Origin of the sequence: Mesorhizobium sp. M0663, assembly GCF_040320585.1 — a bacterium.
GTDB lineage: Bacteria > Pseudomonadota > Alphaproteobacteria > Rhizobiales > Rhizobiaceae > Mesorhizobium.
Window position 1 is genome coordinate 176,697 of the sequence record NZ_JAMYPX010000004.1, and the last position, 23,385, is coordinate 200,081.

Annotated in this window: 22 protein-coding genes; 15 read left to right on the top strand and 7 right to left on the bottom strand. The window is 63.7% G+C overall.

All coding sequences use genetic code 11. The annotated features are described in order from the left end of the window. The first annotated feature begins 1 nt into the window (after position 1). From NKI54_RS10210 to NKI54_RS10235, 6 genes are all read left to right on the top strand, one after another. On the top strand, positions 2-826 hold the full coding sequence (locus NKI54_RS10210; RefSeq protein ID WP_023676992.1) for a carbohydrate ABC transporter permease: 825 nt from the start codon (positions 2-4) through the stop codon (positions 824-826). Positions 827-877: 51 nt separating this feature from the next. Next, positions 878-1,882, top strand: coding sequence for an ABC transporter ATP-binding protein (locus NKI54_RS10215; protein ID WP_023676991.1), 1,005 nt, complete (start codon positions 878-880; stop codon positions 1,880-1,882). Further along, positions 1,879-2,649: an L-iditol 2-dehydrogenase gene (locus NKI54_RS10220; RefSeq protein WP_023676990.1), complete on the top strand. Its 771-nt coding sequence runs from the start codon at positions 1,879-1,881 to the stop codon at positions 2,647-2,649. The genes NKI54_RS10215 and NKI54_RS10220 overlap by 4 nt, the downstream gene beginning before the upstream one ends. Before the next feature lie 71 nt (positions 2,650-2,720). After that, positions 2,721-4,199 (top strand): mannitol dehydrogenase family protein, encoded by a 1,479-nt coding sequence (locus tag NKI54_RS10225; protein WP_352588653.1) that lies wholly within the window; start codon positions 2,721-2,723, stop codon positions 4,197-4,199. Positions 4,200-4,214: 15 nt separating this feature from the next. Continuing rightward, on the top strand, positions 4,215-4,898 hold the full coding sequence (locus NKI54_RS10230; protein ID WP_352588650.1) for an HAD family hydrolase: 684 nt from the start codon (positions 4,215-4,217) through the stop codon (positions 4,896-4,898). Beyond that, positions 4,895-6,481 carry an FGGY-family carbohydrate kinase gene (locus NKI54_RS10235; protein WP_352619426.1) on the top strand — a complete coding sequence of 529 codons (1,587 nt, stop codon included), beginning with the start codon at positions 4,895-4,897 and terminating at the stop codon, positions 6,479-6,481. Before NKI54_RS10230 ends, NKI54_RS10235 begins: the two co-directional genes overlap by 4 nt. Positions 6,482-6,495: 14 nt before the next feature. Here NKI54_RS10235 and NKI54_RS10240 read toward each other — a convergent pair whose 3' ends face one another. Then, complete coding sequence (locus NKI54_RS10240; protein ID WP_352635032.1) at positions 6,496-7,077, bottom strand: histidine phosphatase family protein; 582 nt, start codon at positions 7,075-7,077, stop codon at positions 6,496-6,498. Between the two features lie 234 nt (positions 7,078-7,311). Here NKI54_RS10240 and NKI54_RS10245 point away from each other — a divergent pair, with 234 nt between their 5' ends. Next, on the top strand, positions 7,312-8,715 hold the full coding sequence (locus NKI54_RS10245) for an MATE family efflux transporter (protein WP_352634760.1): 1,404 nt from the start codon (positions 7,312-7,314) through the stop codon (positions 8,713-8,715). Positions 8,716-8,731: 16 nt separating this feature from the next. On the opposite strand, the gene NKI54_RS10250 is transcribed toward NKI54_RS10245, so the two are convergent. The 4 genes from NKI54_RS10250 to speB all read right to left on the bottom strand — a co-directional run bounded on the left by NKI54_RS10250 (position 8,732) and on the right by speB (position 12,059). Then, positions 8,732-9,379, bottom strand: coding sequence for an amino acid ABC transporter permease (locus NKI54_RS10250; protein ID WP_023722520.1), 648 nt, complete (start codon positions 9,377-9,379; stop codon positions 8,732-8,734). After that, positions 9,376-10,044: an amino acid ABC transporter permease gene (locus tag NKI54_RS10255; protein ID WP_352634762.1), complete on the bottom strand. Its 669-nt coding sequence runs from the start codon at positions 10,042-10,044 to the stop codon at positions 9,376-9,378. The genes NKI54_RS10250 and NKI54_RS10255 overlap by 4 nt, the downstream gene beginning before the upstream one ends. Before the next feature lie 6 nt (positions 10,045-10,050). Further along, on the bottom strand, positions 10,051-10,860 hold the full coding sequence (locus NKI54_RS10260; RefSeq protein ID WP_352588638.1) for a transporter substrate-binding domain-containing protein: 810 nt from the start codon (positions 10,858-10,860) through the stop codon (positions 10,051-10,053). A gap of 137 nt (positions 10,861-10,997) precedes the next feature. Further along, complete coding sequence (gene speB / locus NKI54_RS10265; protein WP_352588634.1) at positions 10,998-12,059, bottom strand: agmatinase; 1,062 nt, start codon at positions 12,057-12,059, stop codon at positions 10,998-11,000. A gap of 183 nt (positions 12,060-12,242) precedes the next feature. On the opposite strand from speB, the gene gcvA reads away from it, so the two are divergent. From gcvA to NKI54_RS10305, 8 genes are all read left to right on the top strand, one after another. Beyond that, complete coding sequence (gene gcvA, locus NKI54_RS10270; protein WP_352634764.1) at positions 12,243-13,217, top strand: transcriptional regulator GcvA; 975 nt, start codon at positions 12,243-12,245, stop codon at positions 13,215-13,217. Between the two features lie 192 nt (positions 13,218-13,409). Beyond that, positions 13,410-14,714 (top strand): nicotinate phosphoribosyltransferase, encoded by a 1,305-nt coding sequence (gene pncB, locus NKI54_RS10275; protein ID WP_254815847.1) that lies wholly within the window; start codon positions 13,410-13,412, stop codon positions 14,712-14,714. Positions 14,715-14,883: 169 nt separating this feature from the next. Beyond that, entirely contained in the window at positions 14,884-16,323 is a 1,440-nt protein-coding gene (locus NKI54_RS10280; RefSeq protein ID WP_352691404.1) for a hypothetical protein, read from the top strand. A gap of 162 nt (positions 16,324-16,485) precedes the next feature. Next, positions 16,486-17,790: an ABC transporter substrate-binding protein gene (locus NKI54_RS10285; protein ID WP_352455933.1), complete on the top strand. Its 1,305-nt coding sequence runs from the start codon at positions 16,486-16,488 to the stop codon at positions 17,788-17,790. Positions 17,791-18,011: 221 nt separating this feature from the next. Beyond that, positions 18,012-18,893: a branched-chain amino acid ABC transporter permease gene (locus NKI54_RS10290; protein WP_352449466.1), complete on the top strand. Its 882-nt coding sequence runs from the start codon at positions 18,012-18,014 to the stop codon at positions 18,891-18,893. Beyond that, positions 18,890-19,852, top strand: coding sequence for a branched-chain amino acid ABC transporter permease (locus tag NKI54_RS10295; RefSeq protein WP_352588621.1), 963 nt, complete (start codon positions 18,890-18,892; stop codon positions 19,850-19,852). The genes NKI54_RS10290 and NKI54_RS10295 overlap by 4 nt, the downstream gene beginning before the upstream one ends. After that, the gene (locus tag NKI54_RS10300) at positions 19,849-20,577 is read left to right on the top strand and encodes an ABC transporter ATP-binding protein (RefSeq protein ID WP_352588619.1); all 729 of its coding nucleotides are present in this window, start codon (positions 19,849-19,851) and stop codon (positions 20,575-20,577) included. Before NKI54_RS10295 ends, NKI54_RS10300 begins: the two co-directional genes overlap by 4 nt. Then, positions 20,570-21,289: an ABC transporter ATP-binding protein gene (locus tag NKI54_RS10305; protein WP_352588616.1), complete on the top strand. Its 720-nt coding sequence runs from the start codon at positions 20,570-20,572 to the stop codon at positions 21,287-21,289. The genes NKI54_RS10300 and NKI54_RS10305 overlap by 8 nt, the downstream gene beginning before the upstream one ends. Here NKI54_RS10305 and NKI54_RS10310 read toward each other — a convergent pair whose 3' ends face one another. Continuing rightward, a complete protein-coding gene (locus NKI54_RS10310) occupies positions 21,290-22,714 on the bottom strand; it encodes a sodium:proton antiporter (RefSeq protein ID WP_352691407.1) in 1,425 nt (474 codons plus the stop codon). Positions 22,715-22,753: 39 nt separating this feature from the next. Then, positions 22,754-23,353 (bottom strand): bifunctional nicotinamidase/pyrazinamidase, encoded by a 600-nt coding sequence (gene pncA, locus NKI54_RS10315; protein WP_023676971.1) that lies wholly within the window; start codon positions 23,351-23,353, stop codon positions 22,754-22,756. Between the last annotated feature and the right edge of the window lie 32 nt (positions 23,354-23,385).

Sequence of the window (23,385 nt, forward strand, 5' to 3'; positions counted from 1 at the left end):
CATGGCACGTGCAGTCACCACCCAGCACAAGACGATTGCTACCGCGGCCGCCTGGATCGTCGCGCTGCTGATCTTCTTCCCGATCCTCTATACGATCATCACCTCGTTCAAGTCGGAGCAGGAGGCTATCCAGGGCTTCAACCTGTTCCCGTCGGGAACCACGGAGAGCTATTCCGAGGTCCAGGCGCAGAACGGCTATTTCAAATTCTTCCTGAACTCGGTGTTCCTGTCGGTCGGCTCGACCATCCTGGCTCTGCTCGTCGCCATACCGGCGGCATGGTCGATGGCGTTTTCGCCGGGCAAACGCACCAAGGACATCCTGATGTGGATGCTTTCCACCAAGATGATGCCGGCCGTCGCCGTGCTGTTTCCGATCTATCTGATCTTCCGCGATACCGGTCTGCTCGACAGCCGCATCGGCCTGATGGTCATGCTGATGCTGATCAACCTGCCGATCGTGGTCTGGATGCTTTACACCTATTTTCGCGAGATCCCGGGCGAGATCCTGGAAGCGGCGCGCATGGACGGCGCATCGCTCTGGAACGAGATCATCTATGTGCTGACGCCGATGGCGGTCCCCGGCATCGCCTCGACCATGCTGCTCAACATCATTCTCGCCTGGAACGAGGCGTTCTGGACGATCCGGCTGACCACCACCGAGGCCGCGCCGCTCACCGCTTTCATCAGCTCCTTCTCCAGCCCGCAGGGGCTGTTCTGGGCCAAGCTTTCGGCCGCCTCGACGCTGGCGATCGCGCCGATACTGATCATGGGCTGGTTCAGCCAGAAGCAGCTGGTCCGAGGCCTGACATTCGGTGCGGTAAAGTAGCGGGCATCGCCTGACGCAAAACGAAAAGATAGCCCTTCGGGGGAGGAAACCATGGGAAACATCACGCTCAAGAACGTCTCCAAATCCTTCGGGGCGACGTCCATCATCCCCGGCCTCGATCTCGTCATCGAGGACGGAGAGTTCGTCGTCTTCGTCGGCCCGTCGGGCTGCGGCAAATCCACCCTGTTGCGTCTGATCGCCGGTCTCGAGGATACCAGCGGCGGCACCATCATCATCGATGGTCGCGACGTCACCGGCGAGGCGCCGGCCAAGCGCAAGCTGGCTATGGTGTTCCAGTCCTATGCGCTCTACCCGCACATGACGGTGGCCAAGAACATCGCCTTCCCGCTGAAGATGGCGGGCGAGGACCAGGCGACCATCGACAAGAAGGTGAAGGACGCCGCGCGGATCCTGAACCTCACCAACTACCTCGACCGCCGCCCCGGCCAGCTCTCCGGCGGTCAGCGGCAGCGCGTCGCCATCGGCCGCGCCATCGTGCGCCAGCCGTCCGCCTTCCTGTTCGACGAGCCTTTGTCCAATCTCGACGCGGCGCTGCGCGGCACCATGCGGCTGGAGATCAGCGAGCTGCATCACCAGCTCAAGACAACCATGGTCTACGTCACCCACGACCAGATCGAGGCGATGACCATGGCCGACAAGATCGTCGTGCTCAATGCCGGCAATATCGAGCAGGTCGGCTCGCCGATGGAGCTCTATAAGACGCCGAAGAACCTGTTCGTCGCCGGCTTCATAGGTTCGCCGAAGATGAACCTGATCGAAGGCGCGCCGGCCGCCAAATATGGCGCCAAGACAGTCGGCATTCGCCCGGAGCATATGAACATTTCGAAGACGTCAGGCGACTGGAAGGCGACGGTCGGGGTTGCCGAGCATCTCGGCTCCGACACGTTTTTGCACGTCCAGGCGGATGGTGTCGGGCAGCTGACGGTGCGTGCCGACGGCGAGTTGGCCGCCCATCACGGCGACACGATCTACCTGACGCCGGAAAAGGCCAAGCTGCATCGTTTCGGCGCCGACGGGAAGGCGATGCTGCAATGAGGCTCCGGGGTAAATCGGCGCTGATTACCGGATCGGCGCGCGGCATCGGCAGGGCGTTTGCCGAAGCCTACATGCGCGAAGGGGCGACGGTCGCGATTGGCGACATCAATCTCGAAGCCGCCGAGAAGACGGCTTCGGAAATCGGCCGCAACGCCTACGCGGTAAAGCTCGACGTCACCGATCTCGCGTCTATCGATGAGGCCGTCAAGGCGGTCGAAGCCAGGGCCGGCGGCCTGGATATCTTGATCAACAACGCTGCTTTGTTCGACCTGGCGCCGATCGTCGAGATCACCAAGACAAGCTACGACAAATTGTTTTCGGTCAACGTCGCCGGCACGCTGTTTACGTTGCAGGCCGCCGCCCGTTCGATGATTGCCCGGGGCAAGGGCGGCAAGATCATCAACATGGCAAGCCAGGCCGGGCGCCGCGGCGAGGCGCTGGTCACCGTCTACTGCGCCACCAAGGCGGCGGTCATCTCGCTCACCCAGTCGGCAGGGCTCGATCTGATCAAACACCGCATCAACGTCAATGCCATCGCCCCGGGTGTCGTCGACGGCGAGCATTGGGACCATGTCGATGCCTTGTTCGCCAAGTTCGAGAACCGGCCGAGGGGCGAGAAGAAGAGGCTGGTCGGCGAAGCCGTGCCTTATGGCCGCATGGGCACGGCGCAAGACCTCACCGGCATGGCGGTGTTCCTGGCCAGCGATGAGGCCGAGTACATCGTCGCCCAGACCTACAATGTCGATGGCGGCCAGTGGATGAGTTGAGGGGGCGAAGGCGCTCTTCCCCCCGTCTCCTCCACGGGGGGAAGAGCCGTCCCGCTAAAGGGTAAAAGCAGATGACCGTGAAACTCTCTTCTTCCATCCTCGCCAAGCTGCCGCCCAAGGTCGCCGGCCCGAAATATGATCGCGCCGCGCTCAAGGCCGGCATCGTGCATTTCGGCGTCGGCAATTTCCATCGCTCGCACCAGGCCGTCTATCTCGACGACCTGTTCAATTCGGGTGTCGGCCACGACTGGGCCATTGTTGGCGCCGGCGTCTTCGAGGGCGAGAAGGTCGGCCGCGGCAAGTTGCAGGAGCAGGACTGGCTGACCACCGTGGTCGAGCAGGACAGCGGCCATATGAGCGCGCGCGTCACCGGCGTCATGATCGACTTTCTGGTGCCGGGCGATGCGGTCGCAATCGTCGAGCGGCTTGCCGATCCGTCGATCAAGATCGTCTCCCTGACCATTACCGAGGGCGGATATTTCATCGATCCGGCATCCGGCGTCTTCAATCCGACACATCCCGACATCGTTGCCGACGCTGAGCCGGGGGCGACGCCGAAGACCGTCTTCGGCCTCGTCCTCGCCGGGCTGCTGCGCCGCCGCGCCGACGGTATCGTGCCCTTCACAATTATGTCCTGCGACAACATCCCCCATAACGGCCACGTCACCTCAGATGGCGTCATCGGCCTTGCGCGGCTGATCGACGAAGGTTTGGCAAACTGGGTGAGCGAGAACGTTGCCTTTCCCAATGGCATGGTCGACCGCATCACGCCGGCCACCACCGACCGCGAGCGCGGCATTCTCTCCAGCGAGTTCGGCCTCGACGACAATTGGCCGGTGTTTTGCGAACCGTTCAAGCAATGGGTGCTGGAGGACCGTTTCACCGACGGCCGCCCGCCGCTGGAAAAGGTCGGCGTGCAGTTCGTCAGCGACGTCGCGCCCTATGAGCTGATGAAGATCCGCATCCTCAATGGCGGCCATGCGACCATCGCCTATCCGGCCGGGCTGATGGACATCCATTTCGTCCATGAGGCGATGCAGGAGCCGCTGGTACGCGGCTTCCTCGACAAGCTCGAGCATGACGAAATCATCCCGACCGTGCCGCCGGTTCCGGACACCGACCTCGAAGATTACTACCAGCTCATCGAGCACCGCTTCTCCAATCCGAAGATCGGCGACACCATACGCCGGCTTTGCCTCGACGGCTCCAACCGCCAGCCGAAATTCATCATCCCGACCATCGCCGACCGACTGAAGGCTGGCAAAAGTGTCACCGGCCTTGCGCTGGAATCGGCGCTCTGGTGTCGCTACTGCTTCGGCACGACGGATTCCGGTGCCGTCACCGAGCCCAACGACCCGAACTGGGGCCGGTTGCAGGCGACGGCCAAGGCGGCCAGGGACATGCCTGCCGCCTGGCTTGCCATGGAGGACATCTATGGCGATGTCGGCCGCTCGCCGCCGTTCGCTGAAGCCTTCGGCCAAGCGCTGAGACTGCTGTGGGCGGACGGCGCGCGCGCGACACTGACGCGCTATCTCGCCGGCGACCTCTGAAGCCGATCCAGCGCGATGACGCCTGAACTAGTCATTTTCGACTGTGACGGCGTGCTGGTGGACAGTGAGATGCTGTCCGTCTCGGCATTGCTGGAGATGATCGCGCTTGCCGGCGGCAACGTCAGCGAGGACATTGCCTACGAGCACTTCCTCGGCAAGAGCATGAAGAGCGTCCGCGAAATCCTCGCAAGCGACTTCGGGCTCGATCTCACCGACCAGCATCTGACCGAGATGCGCTCCGAACTGATGCGCAGATTCCGCGAGGAGCTGAAACCGATGCCAGGTATCGCACAGGTCCTGCCGAGGCTCGGCGTACCGTGCTGCGTCGCCTCCTCCGGCACCCTGGAACGCATCCGCTATGCGCTCGCCGTCACCGGGTTGCTTGGGCTGCTGGAGCCGCATTTGTTCAGCGCCGCCATGGTGGCGCGGGGCAAACCGGCGCCCGATCTCTTTCTCCACGCAGCAGATAAAATGAGAGCGGCCCCGCGAAACTGCCTCGTCGTCGAGGACAGCCCGGCCGGCATCGAGGCGGCGCGGGCGGCCGGCATGCGCGTCCTTGCCTTCACCGGCGGCTCGCACACCGGCAACCCGGCATTGAAAGCGCGGCTTGCGTCGAGTGAGCCGGACTTTATATTCGCTGACATGCTGCAATTGCCCGATCTGATTGCAGGCCTGGGAGCGAGAGCAAGAACACCTTGACCAACAGTTTCGTTTGCGCGGTCGATGTCGGCACCGGAAGCGCTCGTGCCGGCATTCTCGACACCGGTGGCGCCTTGCTCGGCCGCGCCGAGCACCCGATCGCCATGCAACAGCCGAAGGCCGACCATGCCGAGCACGATTCGCAGGATATATGGTCGGCGGTGTGCATGGCCGTCCGCGCTGCCCGCGAAAAGGCGGGCGTGCGGGCCGAGGATATCGTCGGCATCTCCTTTGATGCCACCTGCTCGCTGGTGGTGCGAGACCGGCATGGCGGCCAGCTCAGCGTGTCCGTCACTGGTGAAAGGCGCTGGGACACCATTGTCTGGCTCGACCATCGCGCAATTGCCGAGGCCGACGAATGCACTGAAAGCGGCCACGCTGTGCTCGACTATATCGGCGGCGTCATGTCGCCGGAAATGGAGACGCCGAAGCTGATGTGGCTGAAGCGCAACCTGCCCGGAACATGGAACGAAGCCGGCTATCTATTCGACCTCACCGACTTCCTCACCTGGAAGGCAAGCGGCTCGCTCTCCCGTTCACAATGCACGCTGACCGCCAAATGGACCTATCTAGCCCATGAAGCGACCGGCTGGCGGCGCGACTTCTTCGAAGCCGTCGGGCTCGGCGATATCTTTGAGCACGGCAACCTGCCGGAAAAGGCAAGCCCGGTCGGTGCCGATATCGGCCCGCTCGGCGCGCAAGCCGCGACGGAGCTTGGCCTCACCGAAAAATGCCGGGTCGGCGCCGGCGTCATCGATGCCTATGCCGGCGCGCTTGGCGTGCTCGGCGGTTTCGCCGGTGACGCGACGAACATCGGCCGCCATCTGGCCCTGATTGCAGGTACGTCGAGTTGCGTCATGGCGATGTCGCCCGATCCGCAGCCTTTCGCCGGTGTCTGGGGCCCATATTATGGCGCAGCCCTTCCCGGCCTGTGGCTGTCGGAAGGTGGCCAGTCGGCCACCGGCGCGCTGCTCGACCACATCATCCGCTGGCATGGCGCCGGCGGCGAGCCGGATGCCGCCATGCATGCCAGGATTGCCCACCGCGTCGCCGAGCTGCGCGCCGCCGAGGGCGACAACCTCGCCGCAAGGCTGCACGTACTGCCCGATTTCCACGGCAACCGCTCGCCGCTCGCCGACCCGCATGCCGTCGGCGTCATCAGCGGGCTGACGCTGGATGCCTCCTTCGACAGTCTGTGCAAGCTCTACTGGCGCACCGCCGTCAGCATCGCGCTTGGCGTCCGTCATGTGCTGGAAGCGCTGAACGAGAACGGCTATCTGATCGACACGCTGCACGTCACCGGCGGCCACACCAAGAACCCGCTGTTGATGGAGCTCTATGCCGATGCCACCGGCTGCACGGTGGTCGAGCCGCTGGCGGATGAAGCGGTGCTGCTCGGCACCGGCATGATTGCCGCCACCGCGGCCAGGCTTTTTCCCGATTTGAACGCTGCCTGCGTCGCCATGCAACAGGGCGGCAGGACGCGAGAGCCCAATCCGGCTGCCGCCGGCCGGTTCGATCGCGACTACCGCGTGTTTCTCGAAATGCACAGGCAAAGGCAGGCGCTGGACGCGATCCGATAAATCGGGATCGGTTGCTATCTCTGGTTCCAGCGCCGGATGACCGGCTCGTCAAGGTCGTGCTCATAACCGAGCACGCTTATGCCGGCGGTATCCAGCACGAAAAACGCGCCGGCTTGCGGCGGCAGGCCGAGGCAGCGTGCGGCCAGCACCCTAAGGAAATGCGAGCTTGAGAAGACCAGGACATTGCTGCCGACCTCGCGCAACTGGCTGACGATCCGGTCCGCCCTCGAGCCGACATCCGTGGCGGACTCGCCGCTCGGGCAGCCGTCGCGAAAGAGACGCCAGCCGGGGCGCTCGGCGAGGATTTGCTTGGTGGTCAATCCCTCATAGGCACCATAATCCCACTCCGCCAGATCGTCCTTCTTCACGCCTGACGAGCCGAAGCCGGCCAGCGCACAGGTGTTGAAGGCGCGCTGCGACGGGCTCGACCACACCGCCGAGAAGGACAGGCCCTTGAGCCGCTCAGCGATCCGCCTTGCCGCTTCCTCGCCGGCCGGCGTCAGCGGTATGTCGGTTCGGCCGGTATGTTTTCCGGACGCACTCCATTCCGTCTCGCCATGCCGAACCAGATAGATTTCGGGAAACGCGCTCATCAGGCTGCCTTTCAAATGGATTCTGCCGCGACCATAGCGGCTTCCATAGCCTCTCCAATAGCCTGCATTGAACCGACTGGCTTAACCCTTCCGCAAGTCAGCCTCTTGCCACCGGTGCCCATTTGATAGACAAACCCGTCGTAATGCGGAATCCGGCCGATCTTGGCCATTTTCCGCGCTGAGACGCGGCTTCCGGCTCTTGCCGACGTGCCGCAATCGGATAGGCGGAAAACTAGAATGTCTGCGATCGAAGCCGACGCTCGCGCGCCGGAAAACCTTTGGCGTCGGGAAATCAGGGCGATGCTGGCGCTCGCCTGGCCGATGGTGCTGACCAATCTCGGCCAGACCGCGATGACCGCTACCGACGTCATGATGATGGGGCGGCTGGGGCCGGACACGCTGGCCAGCGGTGCGCTTGGTGCCAACCTCTACTTCATGCCGCTTATCTTCGGGCTCGGCCTGATGCTGGCGACCTCGCCGATGATGGCGACCGAGCTCGGCCGCCGTCGGCACTCGGTGCGCGACCTGCGCCGCACCGTGCGCCAGGGTCTGTGGCTGGCGATCCTCATTTGCATTCCGATCTGGGCCCTTCTCTGGCACGGCGAGAGCGTGTTGCTGGCCATGGGTCAGGAACCGGCGCTGGCGCACCAGGCCGGCATCTATCTGCGCTGGCTCGAATGGGCGGTGCTGCCCTTTTTCGGCTACATCGTCCTGCGCTCGTTCATTTCGGCGCTGGAGCGGCCGGGCTGGGCGCTGATCATCGTGTTCGTTGCCGTCGCCTGCAACGCCTTCTTCAACTGGCTGTTCATGTTCGGCAATCTCGGCATCCAATCGATGGGCATCGCCGGCTCCGGCCTCGCCACCACTCTGTCCAGCACGTTGATGTTCGCCGGCATGGCGGCGGTGGTGATGCTTGAGAAGAAATTCCGGCGCTATCGTCTGTTCGGACGCTTCTGGCGCGCCGATTGGCCGCGCTTCAAGGGCCTGCTGCGGCTCGGCCTGCCGATCGCGGGCCTGCTGGCGTTCGAGGTGACGATCTTCAACGCGGCGGCCTTTCTCATGGGCCTGATCGATGCAGCTTCGCTTGCCGCCCATGCGATCGCCATCCAGATCGCCTCGATCACCTTCATGGTGCCGCTCGGCCTCAACCAGGCGGTGACGGTGCGCGTCGGACTTGCCCACGGCGCCGGCAATCCGGAAGGTGTCAGCCGGGCTGGCTGGACCGCCTATGTCGTCGGTGTCTCCTTCATGGCGCTGATGGGGCTAGTGATGATCCTGTGGCCGCATCTCTTGATCGGCGCCTTCATCGATCTCGGCAATCCGGCTAATGCCGAGGTGGTGGCGCTTGCCGTGTCGTTCCTCGCCTTTGCCGCGCTGTTCCAGGTTTTTGACGGTGCGCAGGCGGTCGCCAGCGGCATGCTGCGCGGCCTGCACGACACCAAGGTGCCGATGATCTATGCCGCGATCGGCTATTGGGGCATCGGGCTGCCGCTCGGCGTGCTGCTGGCCTTTCGTTTCGGCTTCAACGGCGTCGGCATCTGGATCGGCCTGTCGTCGGGACTGGCGGTAGTTGCGGCGCTCTTGCTAGGGCGCTGGCTGCGGCGTGACAGGATCGCGCCGCCGCTGGTATTCGGGCGTTGAATTGCTGGTCGCACGCTCAGCGGGCCGCCGCCCGCTGCTCGAGCGAACGTGCGTATTGCGTCAGCGGAAAGCACATGACGAAGAAGATCAGCGCTACCAGCCCATAGACTTTGAACGGTTCGAAGGTCGCATTGTTGATCGCGTTGGATGTCCTCACCAGCTCCTCGAAACCGATGATCGACGTCAGCGCGGTCGACTTGATCAGCTGCACCAGAAAGCCGACGGTCGGTGCGCGGGTGATCGAAAACGCCTGAGGCAAGATGATCAGCCGGAGTTCCTGTAGATAGTGCAGGCCGAGGCTGGCGCCGGCGTCCCACTGGCCGCGCGGCAGTGCATCGACGCCGCCGCGCCAGATCTCGGCGAGATAGGCGCTGGCAAAGAAGGTCAGGCCAAGCACCGCCGCGGTCCACGGCTCGATGCGCAGGCCCAGCATCGGCAAGCCGAAGAACATCAGGAAGAGCTGCATCAGCAGCGGCGTGCCCTGGAAAAGCGCGATGTAGCCGGAGGCAAACCGGCGCGCCCATTTATTCTTGGCGATCCGGAAGAACAACACGATCATGCCGACCACGGCCCCGCCGACAAAGGCGGCCAGCGACAAGAGCACCGTCCAGCGCGCCGCCAGCAGCAGGTTGCGCAGAATGTCCCAGAAGGTAAATTCGATCATGACACGCCGGCTCCGAGAAGCCGGCGCCCGCCGCCGACCAGCAGCCGGCGCAGCCCAATCGACAGGATGAGATAGACCATCGTCACGATGAGATAGGTCTCGAAAGCCCGGAACGTGCGCGCCTGCAGCATGTCGGCTTCATAGGTCAGCTCGCGAACGGCGATCTGCGATACCACGGCGGATTCCAGCATCATGATAACGATCTGGCTGGTCAGCGCCGGATAGATCACCTTGAGCGCCTGCGGCAGCACGATCTTGATGAAGACCTGGCGCGGCCTGAGCCCAAGCGCCAGTGCCGCTTCCGTCTGCCCGGGCGGCACCGCGTCGAGCCCGGCGCCAACGATCTCGATCGTATAGGCGGCCATGTTGAGCGTCATCGCCAGCATGGCTGCCAGCACCGGATCGAGCCTGACGCCGATGCTGGGCAGCCCGAAGAAGATGAAGAATAGCTGCACCAGGAACGGCGTGTTGCGGATCACCTCGACATAGACGCCGATCGCCCGCTTGAGCAGGAGCGGACCGTTCCGCCGCCCTGCGGCGCCGAGGATGCTGAGCAACGTTCCCGCCAGCGTGGTCACGGCGATCAACAGGATCGTCGTGGCCGCGCCGCGCGCGATCGCCCCTGTCGCCCCGGCAAGCCAGCCGAAGTCGAGGCTATAGCTCACCGGCCATCAATCCTTGAGATTGGCGGGATCGAGCGGCGTCTTCAGCCAGGCTTTCGAGCTTTCGTCCAGTCTGCCGTCGGCCAGCATCTTGGCAACCGCGTCATTGACCGCCTGCTTCAGGCGGTCTTCCTTCTTGTTGAGGCCGATATGCGAGGGCGAGGTGAGAAGCTGGAATTTCTGCTCCGGCTTCAGTTCCTCCTGGCGGGCAAGCACCTGGGCGCCGACATCGTTGCCGACCACCATCAGCTGGGTCTGGCCCGAAATGAAGGCCTGGATGACGGAATTATAGTTGTCGAAGCGGCGGATGTCGGCCGAGGCCGGTGCCGCCTCGGTCAGCGAGGTATCCTCCAGCGTGCCGCGATTGACGGCGATCGACTTGTCGGCGAGGTCTTCCTTGCCTTTGACCGCAAGAGCTGCCGGGCCGATGACGGCGATGTAATAGGGCGCGTAGGCGGCGGCGAAATCGATCACCTGCTCACGCTCCTTGGAATAGCCGACGCTCATCAGCAGGTCGACGCGCTTGTCGGTCAGGTACGGAATGCGGTTCTGGCCGGTCACGCTGACCAGATTGAGCTTGACCTTGAGCTGGTCGGCGATGGATTGCGCCACGTCGATGTCGTAGCCCTTGATGCTCATGTCGGCGCTGGCCGAGGAGAAGGGCGGGAAGTCGGAAAAGATGCCGACATTGATGGCGCCGGCCTTGGCGATGTCGTCGATCGCGTCGGCATTGGCGGCCTGGTTGGTGAAAGCAAGACCGGTCGCGCCGAGCATCAGCACGGCGGCGATGGATGATTTGAGCTTCATGTGAAGTGTCATTGTCATTCCCCTGCTGGAAGCTTGTTTGTTTGAGTGCAACCGCCGACTCCAGCGCGGCGGTCGCCTTTGGGTTCTCTAGTGGACCATGATCTTCTCCGAAAACCGGTTCCGCCTTTTCGGGATCATGGTCGAGCGTGTCAGCCCGCCTTGCTGGTGATTGCCGGGCTGAAGACGATCAGGCTGAGGATCTCGAACAGCACCTGCGCGCCGGCATGCGCCGTGTTGCTGGTCGCGTCGTACTGCGGTGCCACCTCGACGACGTCGCCGCCGACGATGTTGAGGCCTTTCAGGCCGCGCAGCAGCTCGAGCACTTCGCGCGTCGTCAGCCCGCCGACCTCCGGCGTGCCGGTGCCCGGCGCGAAGGCAGGATCGATGCTGTCGATATCGAACGAGACATAGGTCGGGCCGTCGCCGACTATCCTGCGCGCCTTGTCGATAATGGCGGGAATGCCGAGGCCGGTCACCTCTTCGGCATGCACGACGGTCATGCCGGACTCATAGGTGAACTCCCACAGATACTCGGCCGAGCCGCGAATGCCGATCTGGATGGTGCGGCTCGGGTCGAGCACGCCGTCCAGCACCGCGTTACGGAACGGCCCGCCATGGTGGAACTTGGTCATGTCGAACAGGCCGCTGGTGTCGCAATGGGCGTCGATATGGATCATGCCCACAGGCGCCTTTTTGCCGACCGCCTTCAGGATCGGATGGCTGATCGAATGATCGCCGCCGACCGAAAGCGGCAGAACGCCGGCGTCGACGATCTGGTTGGTGCGGCGTTCGATGTCGTCATGGCTGGTCTCTAGCCGGTAGCGGCTCTGGAACGGCACATCGCCGATGTCGGCGACCTTCAGCTCATGCGTCGGTGCGCATTCCAGCACATGATTGTAGGGGCCGATGCGCTCGATGGCGCGCAGCGCCCTTGGCCCGAAACGGGCGCCCGGCCGGTTGGTGACGCCCAGATCCATCGGCACACCGATCATCGCCACCTGCAGATCGCCGAAATCCGGATTGTCGGCGGCGATTTCACGATAGGGCGCCGCGAGGAAGGTCGGGATGCCGGAATAGGGCGCCAGTCGCGTGCCGGTCTTGGAGAAGATCTTGTCGGCGACACGCTGGAATTTCGGGTCGAACATTTCGCCGCCATGGCTCTCGCCGTATTTGCGGCGCAACGCTTCGAGCTTGCCGCGGTCGTAACCCATGTCGGTCCTCCATGGCTGGTGCGGCGCGCGGACAGCGGTCCCGATAGCCGCAGCCGTCGGCTGCCTGCAGATTTCACGTCTTGATGCAATGCCTGGGCAAAGTGTCCCGTAGCTGCATTGAAAAATCAATTGATATTGTTAGTGTGTTATCTGTGAGAAAATCTCACAGAGCCTCGGGTCCAAATGGCCAAGCGTTTGCCACCGCTCAACCCGCTGCGCGCCTTCGAGGCGACGGCGCGCCACGCCTCGCTGACCAAGGCGGCGGCTGAGCTCAACGTCACCCACGGCGCCATCAGCCATCAGATCAAGGCGCTCGAGCAATCGTTGGGTGTCAAGCTGTTCGAGCGTGCCGGTCAGCGGGTGAAGCTGACGCCACACGGCGCCGAGTTGCTGCCGGCGGTGTCGACCGCCTTCGACGGCATTGCCGCCGCCACGCAGCGCATGACGAGGCCGGCCAGCACCGGCGTTCTCTCTGTATCCTGCGTGCCGGCGCTACTGTTGCTGTGGATGATCCCGCGGCTGGGCAGCTTCACGTCGCAATATCCGGATATCAGGCTGACGCTGATCCCATCCAATGATGCCAAGGACGTCCGCGCACCGCATATCGATGTCTGCGTGCACTATGGTGACGGCAGCTGGACCGACTGCTGGATGCGCAAATGGTCGGGCCTCGAACTGTTCCCGGTGGTCAGCCCGACGCTGATCAACAACCGCCCGATCCGCACCGTCCGCGACCTCGCCGATCACGTCTTCCTGCATGGCGACGACGGCCGCGAATGGCATACCTGGCTGGCCGCCGCTGACGCGCTGGACCTGGAGCGCGGCCGCCGCCACCATCTTGGCGACGCGCGCATGGCGACCGAGGCCGCTGTCCACGGCCATGGCGTGGCGCTCGGCGACACGGTGACGGCAAGCGGACTGCTCGCCAGGGGCCTGCTTGTCGCCCCGTTCAGTCTTTCCGTGCCGGCCGTCGACGATTTCTACATCGTCTGCCGCAACGAGATGCGGTCGGCGCCGATCGTGCAATTGTTCATCGACTGGCTGTTTGCCGAGAAAGAGCAGGCCGACCGCCGCGCCGACGCGCCGGTGGCAGGCCGCATCGGCATTCGCCGCAAGCGTCCAGCGCTCAAGGTGGTCGGCGCCAAGACCGCATCCTGAGGCCGAAACTGCCGTAGGCGCCGCTTGCCGCAGGGGCTTCTTTTTGTCGGGCCAGCCCGCAAAGCGGGAGGCGCGTTCAAAAATTCGATGCTAAGAGGCATTTGGAGCAATTCCAGGAAAAGTGCGCAGCGGTTTTCCGTCCGGAATTGCGCTAGACAAAAGCTAGACCGAGCAGCGAAGGCGCATTGAGCGATGGCAAAGACCGATATAGCGCGGCGCGTCTACAATCACACCTGGAAGCTCGACCCGATCGTCCGCAGCTTGCTCGACACCGATTTCTACAAGCTTCTGATGCTGCAGATGATCTGGGGCATGTATCCCAAGGTCGACGCCACCTTCTCGCTGATCAACCGCACCACCTCGGTCCGCCTTGCCGAGGAGATCGATGAGACGGAGCTGCGCGAGCAGCTCGACCATGCCCGCACCTTGCGCTTCTCTAAGAAAGAGATGATCTGGCTCGGCGGCAACACCTTCTATGGCCGCAAGCAGATATTCGAACCGGAATTCCTCGCCTGGCTGGAAAATTTCCGGCTGCCCGAATACGAGCTTTCCAAGCGCGACGGTCAATACGAACTCGCCTTCAGCGGTCCGTGGATGTACACGACGCTGTGGGAGATCCCGGCGCTGGCAATTATCAATGAACTTCGATCTCGCGCGGCCATGCGGGCGTTCGGGCCGTTCGCGCTCGACGTGCTCTATGCCCGCGCCAAGGCCAAGATGTGGGCCAAGACCGAGCGGCTGAAGGCGCTGCCCGGCATCCGCATCTCGGATTTCGGCACCCGCCGCCGTCATTCTTTCCTGTGGCAGCGCTGGTGCGTCGAAGCGTTGAAGGAGGGCATCGGCGAGGCCTTCACTGGCACCTCCAACGTGCTGCTCGCCATGGACAACGATCTCGAGGCGCTCGGCACCAATGCGCATGAACTGCCGATGGTGTTCGCCGCGCTCACCAATTCGGAAAAGGAATTGAAACAGTCGCCCTACAACGTGCTGCAGGACTGGCAGCGCTACTACGGCGGCAACCTGCTGATCGTACTGCCGGACACCTTCGGCACCGCGGCGTTCCTGCGCGATGCACCGGACTGGGTCGCCGACTGGACCGGCTTCCGCCCCGACAGCGCGCCGCCGATCGAAGGCGGCGAGAAAATCATTTCCTGGTGGCGCGAAAAGGGCAAGGACCCCAAGCAGAAGCTGCTCATCTTCTCGGATGGGCTGGAGGTCGAGACCATCGAGGAAACCTACCGCCACTTCCGCGGCAAGGTGCGCATGTCCTTCGGCTGGGGCACCAACCTGACCAACGATTTCGAGGGCTGCGCGCCGACCGAGACCAACCGGCTAGACGCCATCTCGCTGGTCTGCAAGGTCACCGAAGCCAACGGCAGGCCGGCGGTCAAGCTTTCCGACAATCCGGCCAAGTCGACAGGCGACGAGAAAGAGATCGAGCGCTATTTGCGCATCTTCGGCCAGAAGGACCGCGTGGAGCAGTTGGTGAAGGTGTGAGGTAGGGGAACTCTTGCGTAGTATGAGTTCCTTCGCGCCCCCCTCTGTCCTGCCGGACATCTCCCCCACGAGGGGGGAGATTGCGCCCTCATTGCTGCTTTCGCCAATCGCTAAAGTTGCAGAAGGAGAGCCGACGGCGGAACCGCCGATCTCCCCCCTTGAGGGGAAGATGTCCGGCAGGACAGAGGGGGGCGCCGTAGAGCGCTGCATTTCTGCAATCAGGCCCTTTCCCGGCCTCGTCGCTTCCTTGGCATTCCCATCCACGCCCGCCTTCGCCCACGCCTCCGACCGCGGCCACGTCCTGCTCCTCCCCACCGGCTACTACGTCGTCGGTGGCGCGCTCTCGGTTGCCGCCAGTTTCCTTGTCCTGGCGCTACTGCCGCCGGACTCCCTCGACCGCTTCTGGCGCAAACGCCTGCCGCTTTTTACCTTCGGCGACGGCGCGCGGACTGCCGTCAGCCTGGTATCCTTTGCCGGCTTTGCAATTCTGATTGCCGCCGGCCTGTTCGGCAGCCGCGATCCGCTTTCCAATCCGATGCCGCTGACCGTATGGACGCTTCTCTGGGTTGGCCTGGCTCTGTTGCAGGGGCTCGGCGGCGATCTCTGGTCGTGGCTCAACCCCTGGTACGGGCCATGCCGCGTCGCCTCGCGCCTGTCCGGCAGAACGCAGCCGTATCTGCTCCCCCAACGGCTCGGCTATTGGCCGGCTTTCCTGCTGTTCTTCGCCTTCGCCTGGTTCGAGCTGATCGACCCTGCGCCCGACGATCCGGCGCGGCTGGCCTGGGCCGCCGGCCTCTACTGGCTGCTGAGCTTCGCCGCCATGCAGGTCTTCGGCTACCGCGACTGGACCCTGCGCGGTGAGTTCCTGACCGTGTTCTTTTCCATGGTGGCGCGCTTCGCCATCGTCGAACGTAGCGCAGACGGCCGGCTAAAACTCTGCTGGCCGGGCGCCAAGCTGCTCGGTGCCGCGCCGCTACCGCGCAGCGGCGTCGCTTTCCTGCTGCTTGCGCTGTCGTCGGTGTCCTTCGACGGCCTGTCGAAAACCTTCTTCTGGCTAGGCTGGTTCGGCATCAATCCGCTGGAGTTTCCGGGACGCACCGCTTTGATCGGCATCGGCAGCTTCGGCCTTGTGCTGAGCTTTGCCGTGCTTGCGGCCGTGTTCGCGCTCGCCGTCTTTCTTGGCCAGAACCTTGCCGGCAGCAAGCATTCGCTCGGTCACGCCGCCGGGCTTTTGGTCTGGTCGATCGTACCGATCGCGCTCGCCTACCACTTCGCGCATTATCTGACGGCGCTGCTGGTCGACGGCCAATATGCGATTGCCGGTCTCTCCGACCCGTTTGCGCTGGGCTGGAACCTGTTCGGTACCGCCGACATGTCAATTGAAGCCGGCGTCGTCGCCGGTGCCGGTTCGGCGTGGTGGCTGTGGAACCTCCAGGCCGGCGTCATCATAGCCGGCCACATGCTTGCTGTGCTTGTCGCCCATGGCTTGGCCTGGCGGCTGCACGCCATTCCGGCTCGCGCCGCGCTCAGCCAGTTCCCGCTCACCGTGCTGATGATCGCCTACACCGTCCTCGGCCTATGGCTGCTTGCGACGCCGAGCGCCGGATGAACGAGGTGTGCGATGCCCGCCAATCGAACCTTGGGGAAAGCTCGCTTGCCACGTCAGAGCTTTGGTGATTTAGTTTGTACACATGCAATTTTCGCCCCTCTTAACAAGAGTGGCCTGCCTGCTACAGCCATTGGTCAAAGCTCAAAAACAAGGGGAACTGCCGTGACTGACAAGAATGGGTTTTTCGATCTCTCCAGATCCGCTCTCACCCGCCGCACGGCGCTGAAGGGCCTTGCCGCCGGCGCCGGTCTTGCCGTCGCGCCGGGTTTCGTGCGTTACAGCCAGGCGCAGAGCTCGGCGCCGATCAAGATCGGCTTCCAGTCGCACCGCACCGGCATCGGCGCCGCCTATGGCCGCTGGTACGAGAAGACCACAGCGGCTGCCGTCAAGGCGATCAACGAAGCCGGCGGCATCAACGGCCGGCCGGTCGACGTGATCATCGAGGATGACGGCACCGATCCCGGCCGGGGCGCCGAAGTCGTCGGCAAGTTCGCCTCCCAGCACAAGACCGACATCGTCTACGGCACGCTGTTTTCGCATGTCGTCATCGGCTCGGCGCCGGCCGCCGGCGAGGCCAAGATGCCCTATTTCGTTGTCAGCGAAGGCCACCACGTCGCCTCGACCAAATTGAACCGCTACGTCTTCCAGCCCGGCATCACCGATGTGAAGAGCCAGATCCAGTCGATGGCACCGTGGATTGCCGCCAATGCCGGCAAGAAGGTGACGCAGATCTTCCCCGATTTCGCTTTCGGCTATGACCATCGCGACTACCTGCCGCCGGCGCTGAAGGCGCAAGGCGCCGAGGTCATTGCGCAGATCGCGATTCCGCCGACGGAATCCTCCTTCACCAAATATTTCCCGCAGATCCCCGCGGAGACCGAGGTGATCTACCACGTCATGGTCGGCCCGGCGGTGCTCACCTTCGTCAAGGAGCTCGGCGAGTTCTACGGCTCCAATCGGCCGCAATTGTTCGGCTTCATCGATTCGCTCGAAGCCACCGACATCAACAGCCCCGGCCTCGAATTCCTCGACGGTAGCCATTTCTGGGAAGGCTCGCCGCGCTACGCGCAGCCCGATGATTCCCCCGCACAGAAGGCCTACCGCGCCGCCGTCGGCATCGATGACAATGGTGCCGCCGTCGGCGACCCCAAGGACGTCTCCACCGCCGCGCACATGTTCGGCTGCTGGGAAACGCTCTACGTCGTCAAGAAGGCGATGGAGGATGCCGGCTACAAGGGCCCGGAAGACCGCGCCAAGCTGGTCGAGGCGACCGAGGCGTTGACCGAGTTCGCCGAGGGGCCCGAGCATCCGCAGGGACCGAAAACCTTCAACGGCAAGATCCACCAGTGCTTTGGTATCCAGAACATCTCCAAGGTCGAAGGCGGCCGGCTGAATGTCGTCCACAAGACCAAGATCGAGGACGGCCTCTATGAGCCTGAGGGGGATTACACGACGCAGACGCTGTGAGCTTGGTTTCATTAAGCACAGTGCGCTTCGGCCCACCCCCCTCTGTCCTGCCGGACATCTCCCCCTCAAGGGGGGGAGATTGGCTGTCACCAGCGCTTTCGCCAATCGCAAAGGCCGGTAGGTGGCCGCCTTCGCGGGAACTGCCAATCTCCCCCCTTGAGGGGGAGATGTCCGCAGGACAGAGGGGGGTGCGCCTCGCACCTGCGATGGGTGTGTAACCGATGCACTTCGGACCTCACCTGCTCCTCGCCGCTCTCGAAGGCCTCGTCACCTCCGCCGTGCTGGCGCTGACGGCGCTTGGCCTGTCGCTGGTGTTCGGCGTCATGCGCGTCGTCAATGTCGCGCATGGCGAGTTCTTCATGCTGGGCGCGGTGCTTGCCTGGGCGATCTCAACGGCGGTATCCGGCCATCCGGCGCTCGGCTTCCTGGCCGCCCTGGTGCTGGCGCCGCTGATCGTCGGCCTGATCGCGCTGCTCGCCGAACGGCTGGTGCTGCGCCGGCTCAACTACAATCCGGAAGCCACCATCGTCGCCACTATCGGCATGCTCTACATCATCCAGCAATTGGCACTGACCTTCTACGGCCCGGAGGCGCGGCCGGTGGAGCCGCCGTTCAGCTACCGCATCCTCCTGCCGTGGTTCGGTTATTCCGGCTACAAGCTGTCGATCATCGCCGCGTCGGCGCTGCTGCTGGTCGCGACCTGGCTGGTGCTGACGCGCACGAAAATCGGCCTCGTCATGCGCGCCACGCAATATGACAGCGAGACGGCGCAGGCCTTCGGCATCCCGGTGACCAGAGTCTATGCCGGTGTTTTCGCGCTCGGCGCCATGCTGGCTGCTGTCGCCGCGGTGCTGATCGTGCCGATCAGCCAGGCCCACTATCTGATGGGGCAGGACCCGCTGTTGCTGTCGTTCATCGTCGTCATCATCGGCGGCCTCGGCTCGCTGCGCGGCACGGTCGTCGCCGCGGTGCTGATCGGCCTTTCCGACGGCATCATCTCGGTGTTCTTCTCACCGACGCTGGCCAAGATCATCGCCACCTTGCTCGTCGCCATGGTGCTGGTGTTCCGGCCGCAGGGCCTGTTCGGGACGACATCGCGATGAAGGATGCTTCGCCGGCAAAGCCATATGCGCTGCACCTCGGCGCCATCGCCCTGCTTTGCGGGCTTAGCTTCGTCCTGCCGGAATACCATCACGGCCTGCTCGCCCGCATCATGGTGCTGGCGGTCTTCGCCATGGGCTACAATCTGCTGTTCGGCTATGTCGGGCTGCTTAGCCTCGGCCATGCCATGTTCTTTTCAGCCGGGCTCTATGGTGCCGGCCTTGCCGTCATCCATCTCGGCTGGAGCGTGCCGGCCGCCTTCGCAGCCGGGCTTGCCTGCGGCGCGCTTCTCGCGCTGGGGATCGGGCTGCTGGCGCTGCGCACCTTCGGCGTCGCCTTCATGATCGTCACTATGATGTTCGCGCAGGTATTCTATCTCGTCATCCTCTATTTCGCTGCCTGGACCGGTGGCGACCAGGGCATGGTCGTGCCGCAGCCGATGCGTGTCCTTGTCCTGGGCAGCACGTCACTCGACCTCACCAACCCGACCGTGCGCTATATGAGCGCGCTGGCACTGTTCTCGATCGTGCTGCTCATAAGCCTGGCGATAGTCCGCTCCGGCTACGGTCGCGTGCTGGTCGCCATCCGCGAGAACGAAGAGCGGACCAAAATGCTTGGCTACGATACATTTTCCAACAAGCTCGCCGCCGTCGTCATCTCAGGCAGCATCTGCGCGGCTTCCGGCGCGGCCTATGCGCTGCTGTTCGGCTATGTCGGCTCGAGCTTCGCTTCGGTGCAATATTCCATCCTGCCGCTGCTCTGGGTGCTGCTGGGCGGCGCCGCCACCACGCTCGGTCCGCTGATCGGCACGCTGTTCATGTATTATGTCATCGACATCGCCAGCGGCTACACCTCGGCCTATCTGCTGATCGTCGGCATAGCGCTCATCCTGCTGGTGCTGTTCTTCCCGAGAGGCGTTCTCGGCAGCATCCGCCAGCGCTGGCTCGGGTGGTTGCCATGATGCCGCTGCTCACCACCAAAGGCCTGTCGCGCAGTTTCGGGGGCTTGCGTGCCGTCGACGGCGTCGACTTCGCGCTGATACCGGGCGAGATTCGCGCCATCATCGGCCCTAACGGCGCCGGCAAGACCACCTTCGTCAGCCTGGTCAGCGGCCGCATCCAGTCCTCGTCGGGCACGATCATCTTTGACGGCGCCGATATCACCAGCCTGCCTGCCTACGCCAGGGTTCGCCTTGGCATCGCCTATACGTTCCAGATCACCAGCGTCTTTGCCAATCTCAGCGCCTACGACAATGTTGCCCTGCCGGTGCAGCGCACGCTGACCGACGGCCGCTCGAAGGGCGCGGTTCACACCGGCGTCATGGCCGCGCTCGAGCGTACCGGCCTTGCCGACCGCGCGCAAATGCCGGCCGGGCAATTGTCCTACGGTCACCAGCGGTTGCTGGAAGTGGCGATGGGACTGGCACTGAAGCCGCGGCTGCTGATCCTCGACGAACCGACGCAAGGGCTGGCCGACAGCGAGATCGACAATTTCATCGAGCTGGTGCGCGAGATCGCCGATAGCGCCACCGTGCTTTTGATCGAGCACAACATGCCGGTGGTCATGCGGCTCGCCGACCGCATCACCGTCTTCAACGCCGGCAGGATTTTGGCTGAAGGCACGCCCGAGCAGATCCGCGCCAATGCCGCGGTGCAGGACGCTTATCTGGGGACCACCCATGACTGAGGTCCAGTCCAAGGCACTGACCGTTTCCGGGCTCGATTGCTTCTATGGCGAGGTCCAGGTGCTCTATGGGCTGGATCTGGTTCTGAACGAGGGCGAGGTGCTTTGCCTGTTCGGCCGCAACGGCGCCGGCAAGACGACGACGCTGAAGGCGATCATGGGCCTGGTGCCGGCAGCCGCCGGCTCGATCAGGCTCGAAGGGCGGGAATTGACCGGCTTGCCGGCGCACGAGGTGCCCAAGGCCGGCGTCGCCTACGTGCCGCAGGGCCGGCGGCTGTTCGCCGAGATGACGGTGGGTGAAAACATCGAGATCGGCCTGATGGCCCGCAACAAGGGCAAGGCGACGCGCGAAAACGTGCTCGATCTTTTCCCGCTGCTGCGCCAGCGCCTCAGGCAGCGTTCCGGCACGCTATCCGGCGGCGAGCAGCAGATGCTGGCCATGGCCCGCGCCCTGTGCCTGGAACCACAGGTGCTTCTGCTCGACGAGCCGACCGAAGGGCTGATGCCATCGATGATCGCCAAGATCCGCGAAACGGTGTCGAAGCTGCGTGCGCTTGGCGTGTCGACAATTCTTGTCGAGCAGCGCGTCGATGCCGTGCTCTCGGTCGCAGACCGCGTTTGCTTCATCGAAAACGGCCGCAACCGCGAGACGGTCGATGTCGAGGAACTGCGTTCCGATCCCTCCGCGGTCCGCCGCTATGTCGGCGTCGGATGATCAGGCAAAGAACAGCAAGCCGGCAAGCAGGAATGTCGGGATCAGCACCGCGCCCGACCATGCCATATAGCCAAAGAAGCTCGGCATCTTGATGCCGCGATGCCTGGCAATGGCATAGACCATGAAATTCGGCGCATTGCCGACATAGGTGTTGGCGCCCATGAACACCGCGCCTGCCGAGATCGCCGCCAGCGTCGAGGCGAGCTCGGTCATCAGATGCTGCGCATCGCCGCCAGCCAGCTCGAAGAACACCAGATAGGTCGGCGCATTGTCGAGGAAGGACGACAGCGCTCCGGTCAGCCAGAAATAGGCAAGGTTGTCCGGCGCGCCGGTCGGCGAACTGACGAGCAGCACCAACGGCGCCAGCGCGCCGTCGAGCCCGGCCCGCAATATGGCGACAACCGGCACGATGCAGATGAAGATGCTGGCGAACAGCTTCGCCACCTCGGCAATCGGCCCCCAGCTGAAGGCGTTTGCGCCGCGAAACTCCTTCGGCGAGACGACAAGCGAAGTGAAGGCCAGTATCAGGATGGCGGCGTCGCGCACCAGATTCTGCAGCTCGAGGCTGACGCCCTGAAAAGAGAAACTCACTCCCGGCTTCCAGGCAGCGGAAATCAGGATCGCGGCGATTACGCCGGCCAGCAGCGGGATGTTGGCCAGGCCGCGAATGCGCACCTTGCTGTCGGGCGTCGGATCCTTGATCTTCGGCGCGCCTTCCTCCCGGCGATGCATGATGATGTCGATCGCCAGGAAAACAGTCAGCACCACGCCGGCGACGAACAGCGTCTCGGGCAGCAGGTGAACTGTCGTCCAGAAGAAATCGACGCCGCGCAGAAAGCCGACGAACAGCGGCGGATCGCCCAGCGGCGTTAGCGACCCGCCGATGTTGGACACCAGGAAGATGAAAAAGATGACGACATGGGCGTTGAAGCGCCGGTTGTCGTTGGCGCGGATGAGCGGCCGGATCAGGATCATCGAGGCGCCGGTTGTGCCAATGATCGAGGCAAGCAGCGCCCCTCCCAGCAACAGCCCGGCATTGACCAGCGGCGTGCCGTGTATGTTGCCGGCAACGAAGATACCGCCCGAAATCGTGAACAGCGCAAACAGCAGGATGATGAACGACATGTATTCGGTGAGCAGCGCATGCAGCACCGCCTGCGTGGCGGACGGGATGCCGAAGGCGATGGCCAGCGGCCCGATCACCAACGCTGCCCAGAAGGCAGCGATCTTGCCGTAATGGTGCTCCCAAGCATGATGGAACAGCAGCGGGCCGGTCGCGATGCAAAGCAATAGCCCTGCAAACGGCAGCACCCACCAAAGCGACATGGCGGCGCCCGGCAATTCGTGCGCTTCGGCCGCGAGAACCGCATTCGGAGAAAAGATTGCTGCAATAAGTGCAGCACTTGCCGTGGCCGCAAACCGCATGAAGCCCTCAAAAGTCTGTCAGGTTCGGCTGGATGACGTTCAAATCAGTGTCACGCCGGCATCGCGCATCCGGCCCAGCATCCTCTCCACGGAGCCGTTGAGATCGATGCCGCGGCAGGCGTCGAGCCGCACGGACGTCTCAAAACCGAGCTTGACCGCGTCGAGCGCCGAAAAGGCGACGCAGAAATCCGTCGCCAGGCCGACCAGGGTCAGCGTCTCGATGTTCCGATCCCGGAGATAGCCGGCAAGGCCGGTCGGCGTCGTCCGGTCGTTCTCGAAGAATGCGGAATAGCTGTCGATCGCAGGACGGAACCCCTTGCGGATCACCAGCTCGGCCTTGCTCCAGGCGAGGCCCGAATGGAAATCCGATCCCAGGCTGCCCTGGATGCAGTGATCCGGCCACAGCGTCTGGTGGCCATAAGGCACGTCGATCGTTTCGAACGGGTGCTTGCCGGGGTGGCTGGAGGCAAAGCTCGAATGGCCGGCAGGGTGCCAGTCCTGCGTCAGCAGGACGTGCTCGGTCCGCCGGATTAGGTCATTGACCAACGGCACGATTTCGTCGCCACCGGCCACTTCAAGGGCGCCACCCGGGCAGAAATCGTTCTGCAGGTCGATAACGACAAGCGCTTCGTCGGCCATGGAGCCTCCTTATTTTCTTGGTCTTGAGCTTA

Coding starts and splice junctions, on each gene's coding strand:
- NKI54_RS10305 (WP_352588616.1), top strand. CDS start 20,570: ATGACTGAGGTCCAGTCCAAGGCACTGACCGTTTCCGGGCTCGATTGC.
- gcvA (WP_352634764.1), top strand. CDS start 12,243: ATGGCCAAGCGTTTGCCACCGCTCAACCCGCTGCGCGCCTTCGAGGCG.
- NKI54_RS10245 (WP_352634760.1), top strand. CDS start 7,312: ATGTCTGCGATCGAAGCCGACGCTCGCGCGCCGGAAAACCTTTGGCGT.
- speB (WP_352588634.1), bottom strand. CDS start 12,059: ATGGGTTACGACCGCGGCAAGCTCGAAGCGTTGCGCCGCAAATACGGC.
- NKI54_RS10300 (WP_352588619.1), top strand. CDS start 19,849: ATGATGCCGCTGCTCACCACCAAAGGCCTGTCGCGCAGTTTCGGGGGC.
- pncA (WP_023676971.1), bottom strand. CDS start 23,353: ATGGCCGACGAAGCGCTTGTCGTTATCGACCTGCAGAACGATTTCTGC.
- NKI54_RS10230 (WP_352588650.1), top strand. CDS start 4,215: ATGACGCCTGAACTAGTCATTTTCGACTGTGACGGCGTGCTGGTGGAC.
- NKI54_RS10290 (WP_352449466.1), top strand. CDS start 18,012: ATGCACTTCGGACCTCACCTGCTCCTCGCCGCTCTCGAAGGCCTCGTC.
- NKI54_RS10250 (WP_023722520.1), bottom strand. CDS start 9,379: ATGATCGAATTTACCTTCTGGGACATTCTGCGCAACCTGCTGCTGGCG.
- NKI54_RS10215 (WP_023676991.1), top strand. CDS start 878: ATGGGAAACATCACGCTCAAGAACGTCTCCAAATCCTTCGGGGCGACG.
- NKI54_RS10225 (WP_352588653.1), top strand. CDS start 2,721: ATGACCGTGAAACTCTCTTCTTCCATCCTCGCCAAGCTGCCGCCCAAG.
- pncB (WP_254815847.1), top strand. CDS start 13,410: ATGGCAAAGACCGATATAGCGCGGCGCGTCTACAATCACACCTGGAAG.
- NKI54_RS10220 (WP_023676990.1), top strand. CDS start 1,879: ATGAGGCTCCGGGGTAAATCGGCGCTGATTACCGGATCGGCGCGCGGC.
- NKI54_RS10295 (WP_352588621.1), top strand. CDS start 18,890: ATGAAGGATGCTTCGCCGGCAAAGCCATATGCGCTGCACCTCGGCGCC.
- NKI54_RS10310 (WP_352691407.1), bottom strand. CDS start 22,714: ATGCGGTTTGCGGCCACGGCAAGTGCTGCACTTATTGCAGCAATCTTT.
- NKI54_RS10280 (WP_352691404.1), top strand. CDS start 14,884: ATGTCCGGCAGGACAGAGGGGGGCGCCGTAGAGCGCTGCATTTCTGCA.
- NKI54_RS10260 (WP_352588638.1), bottom strand. CDS start 10,860: ATGACACTTCACATGAAGCTCAAATCATCCATCGCCGCCGTGCTGATG.
- NKI54_RS10210 (WP_023676992.1), top strand. CDS start 2: ATGGCACGTGCAGTCACCACCCAGCACAAGACGATTGCTACCGCGGCC.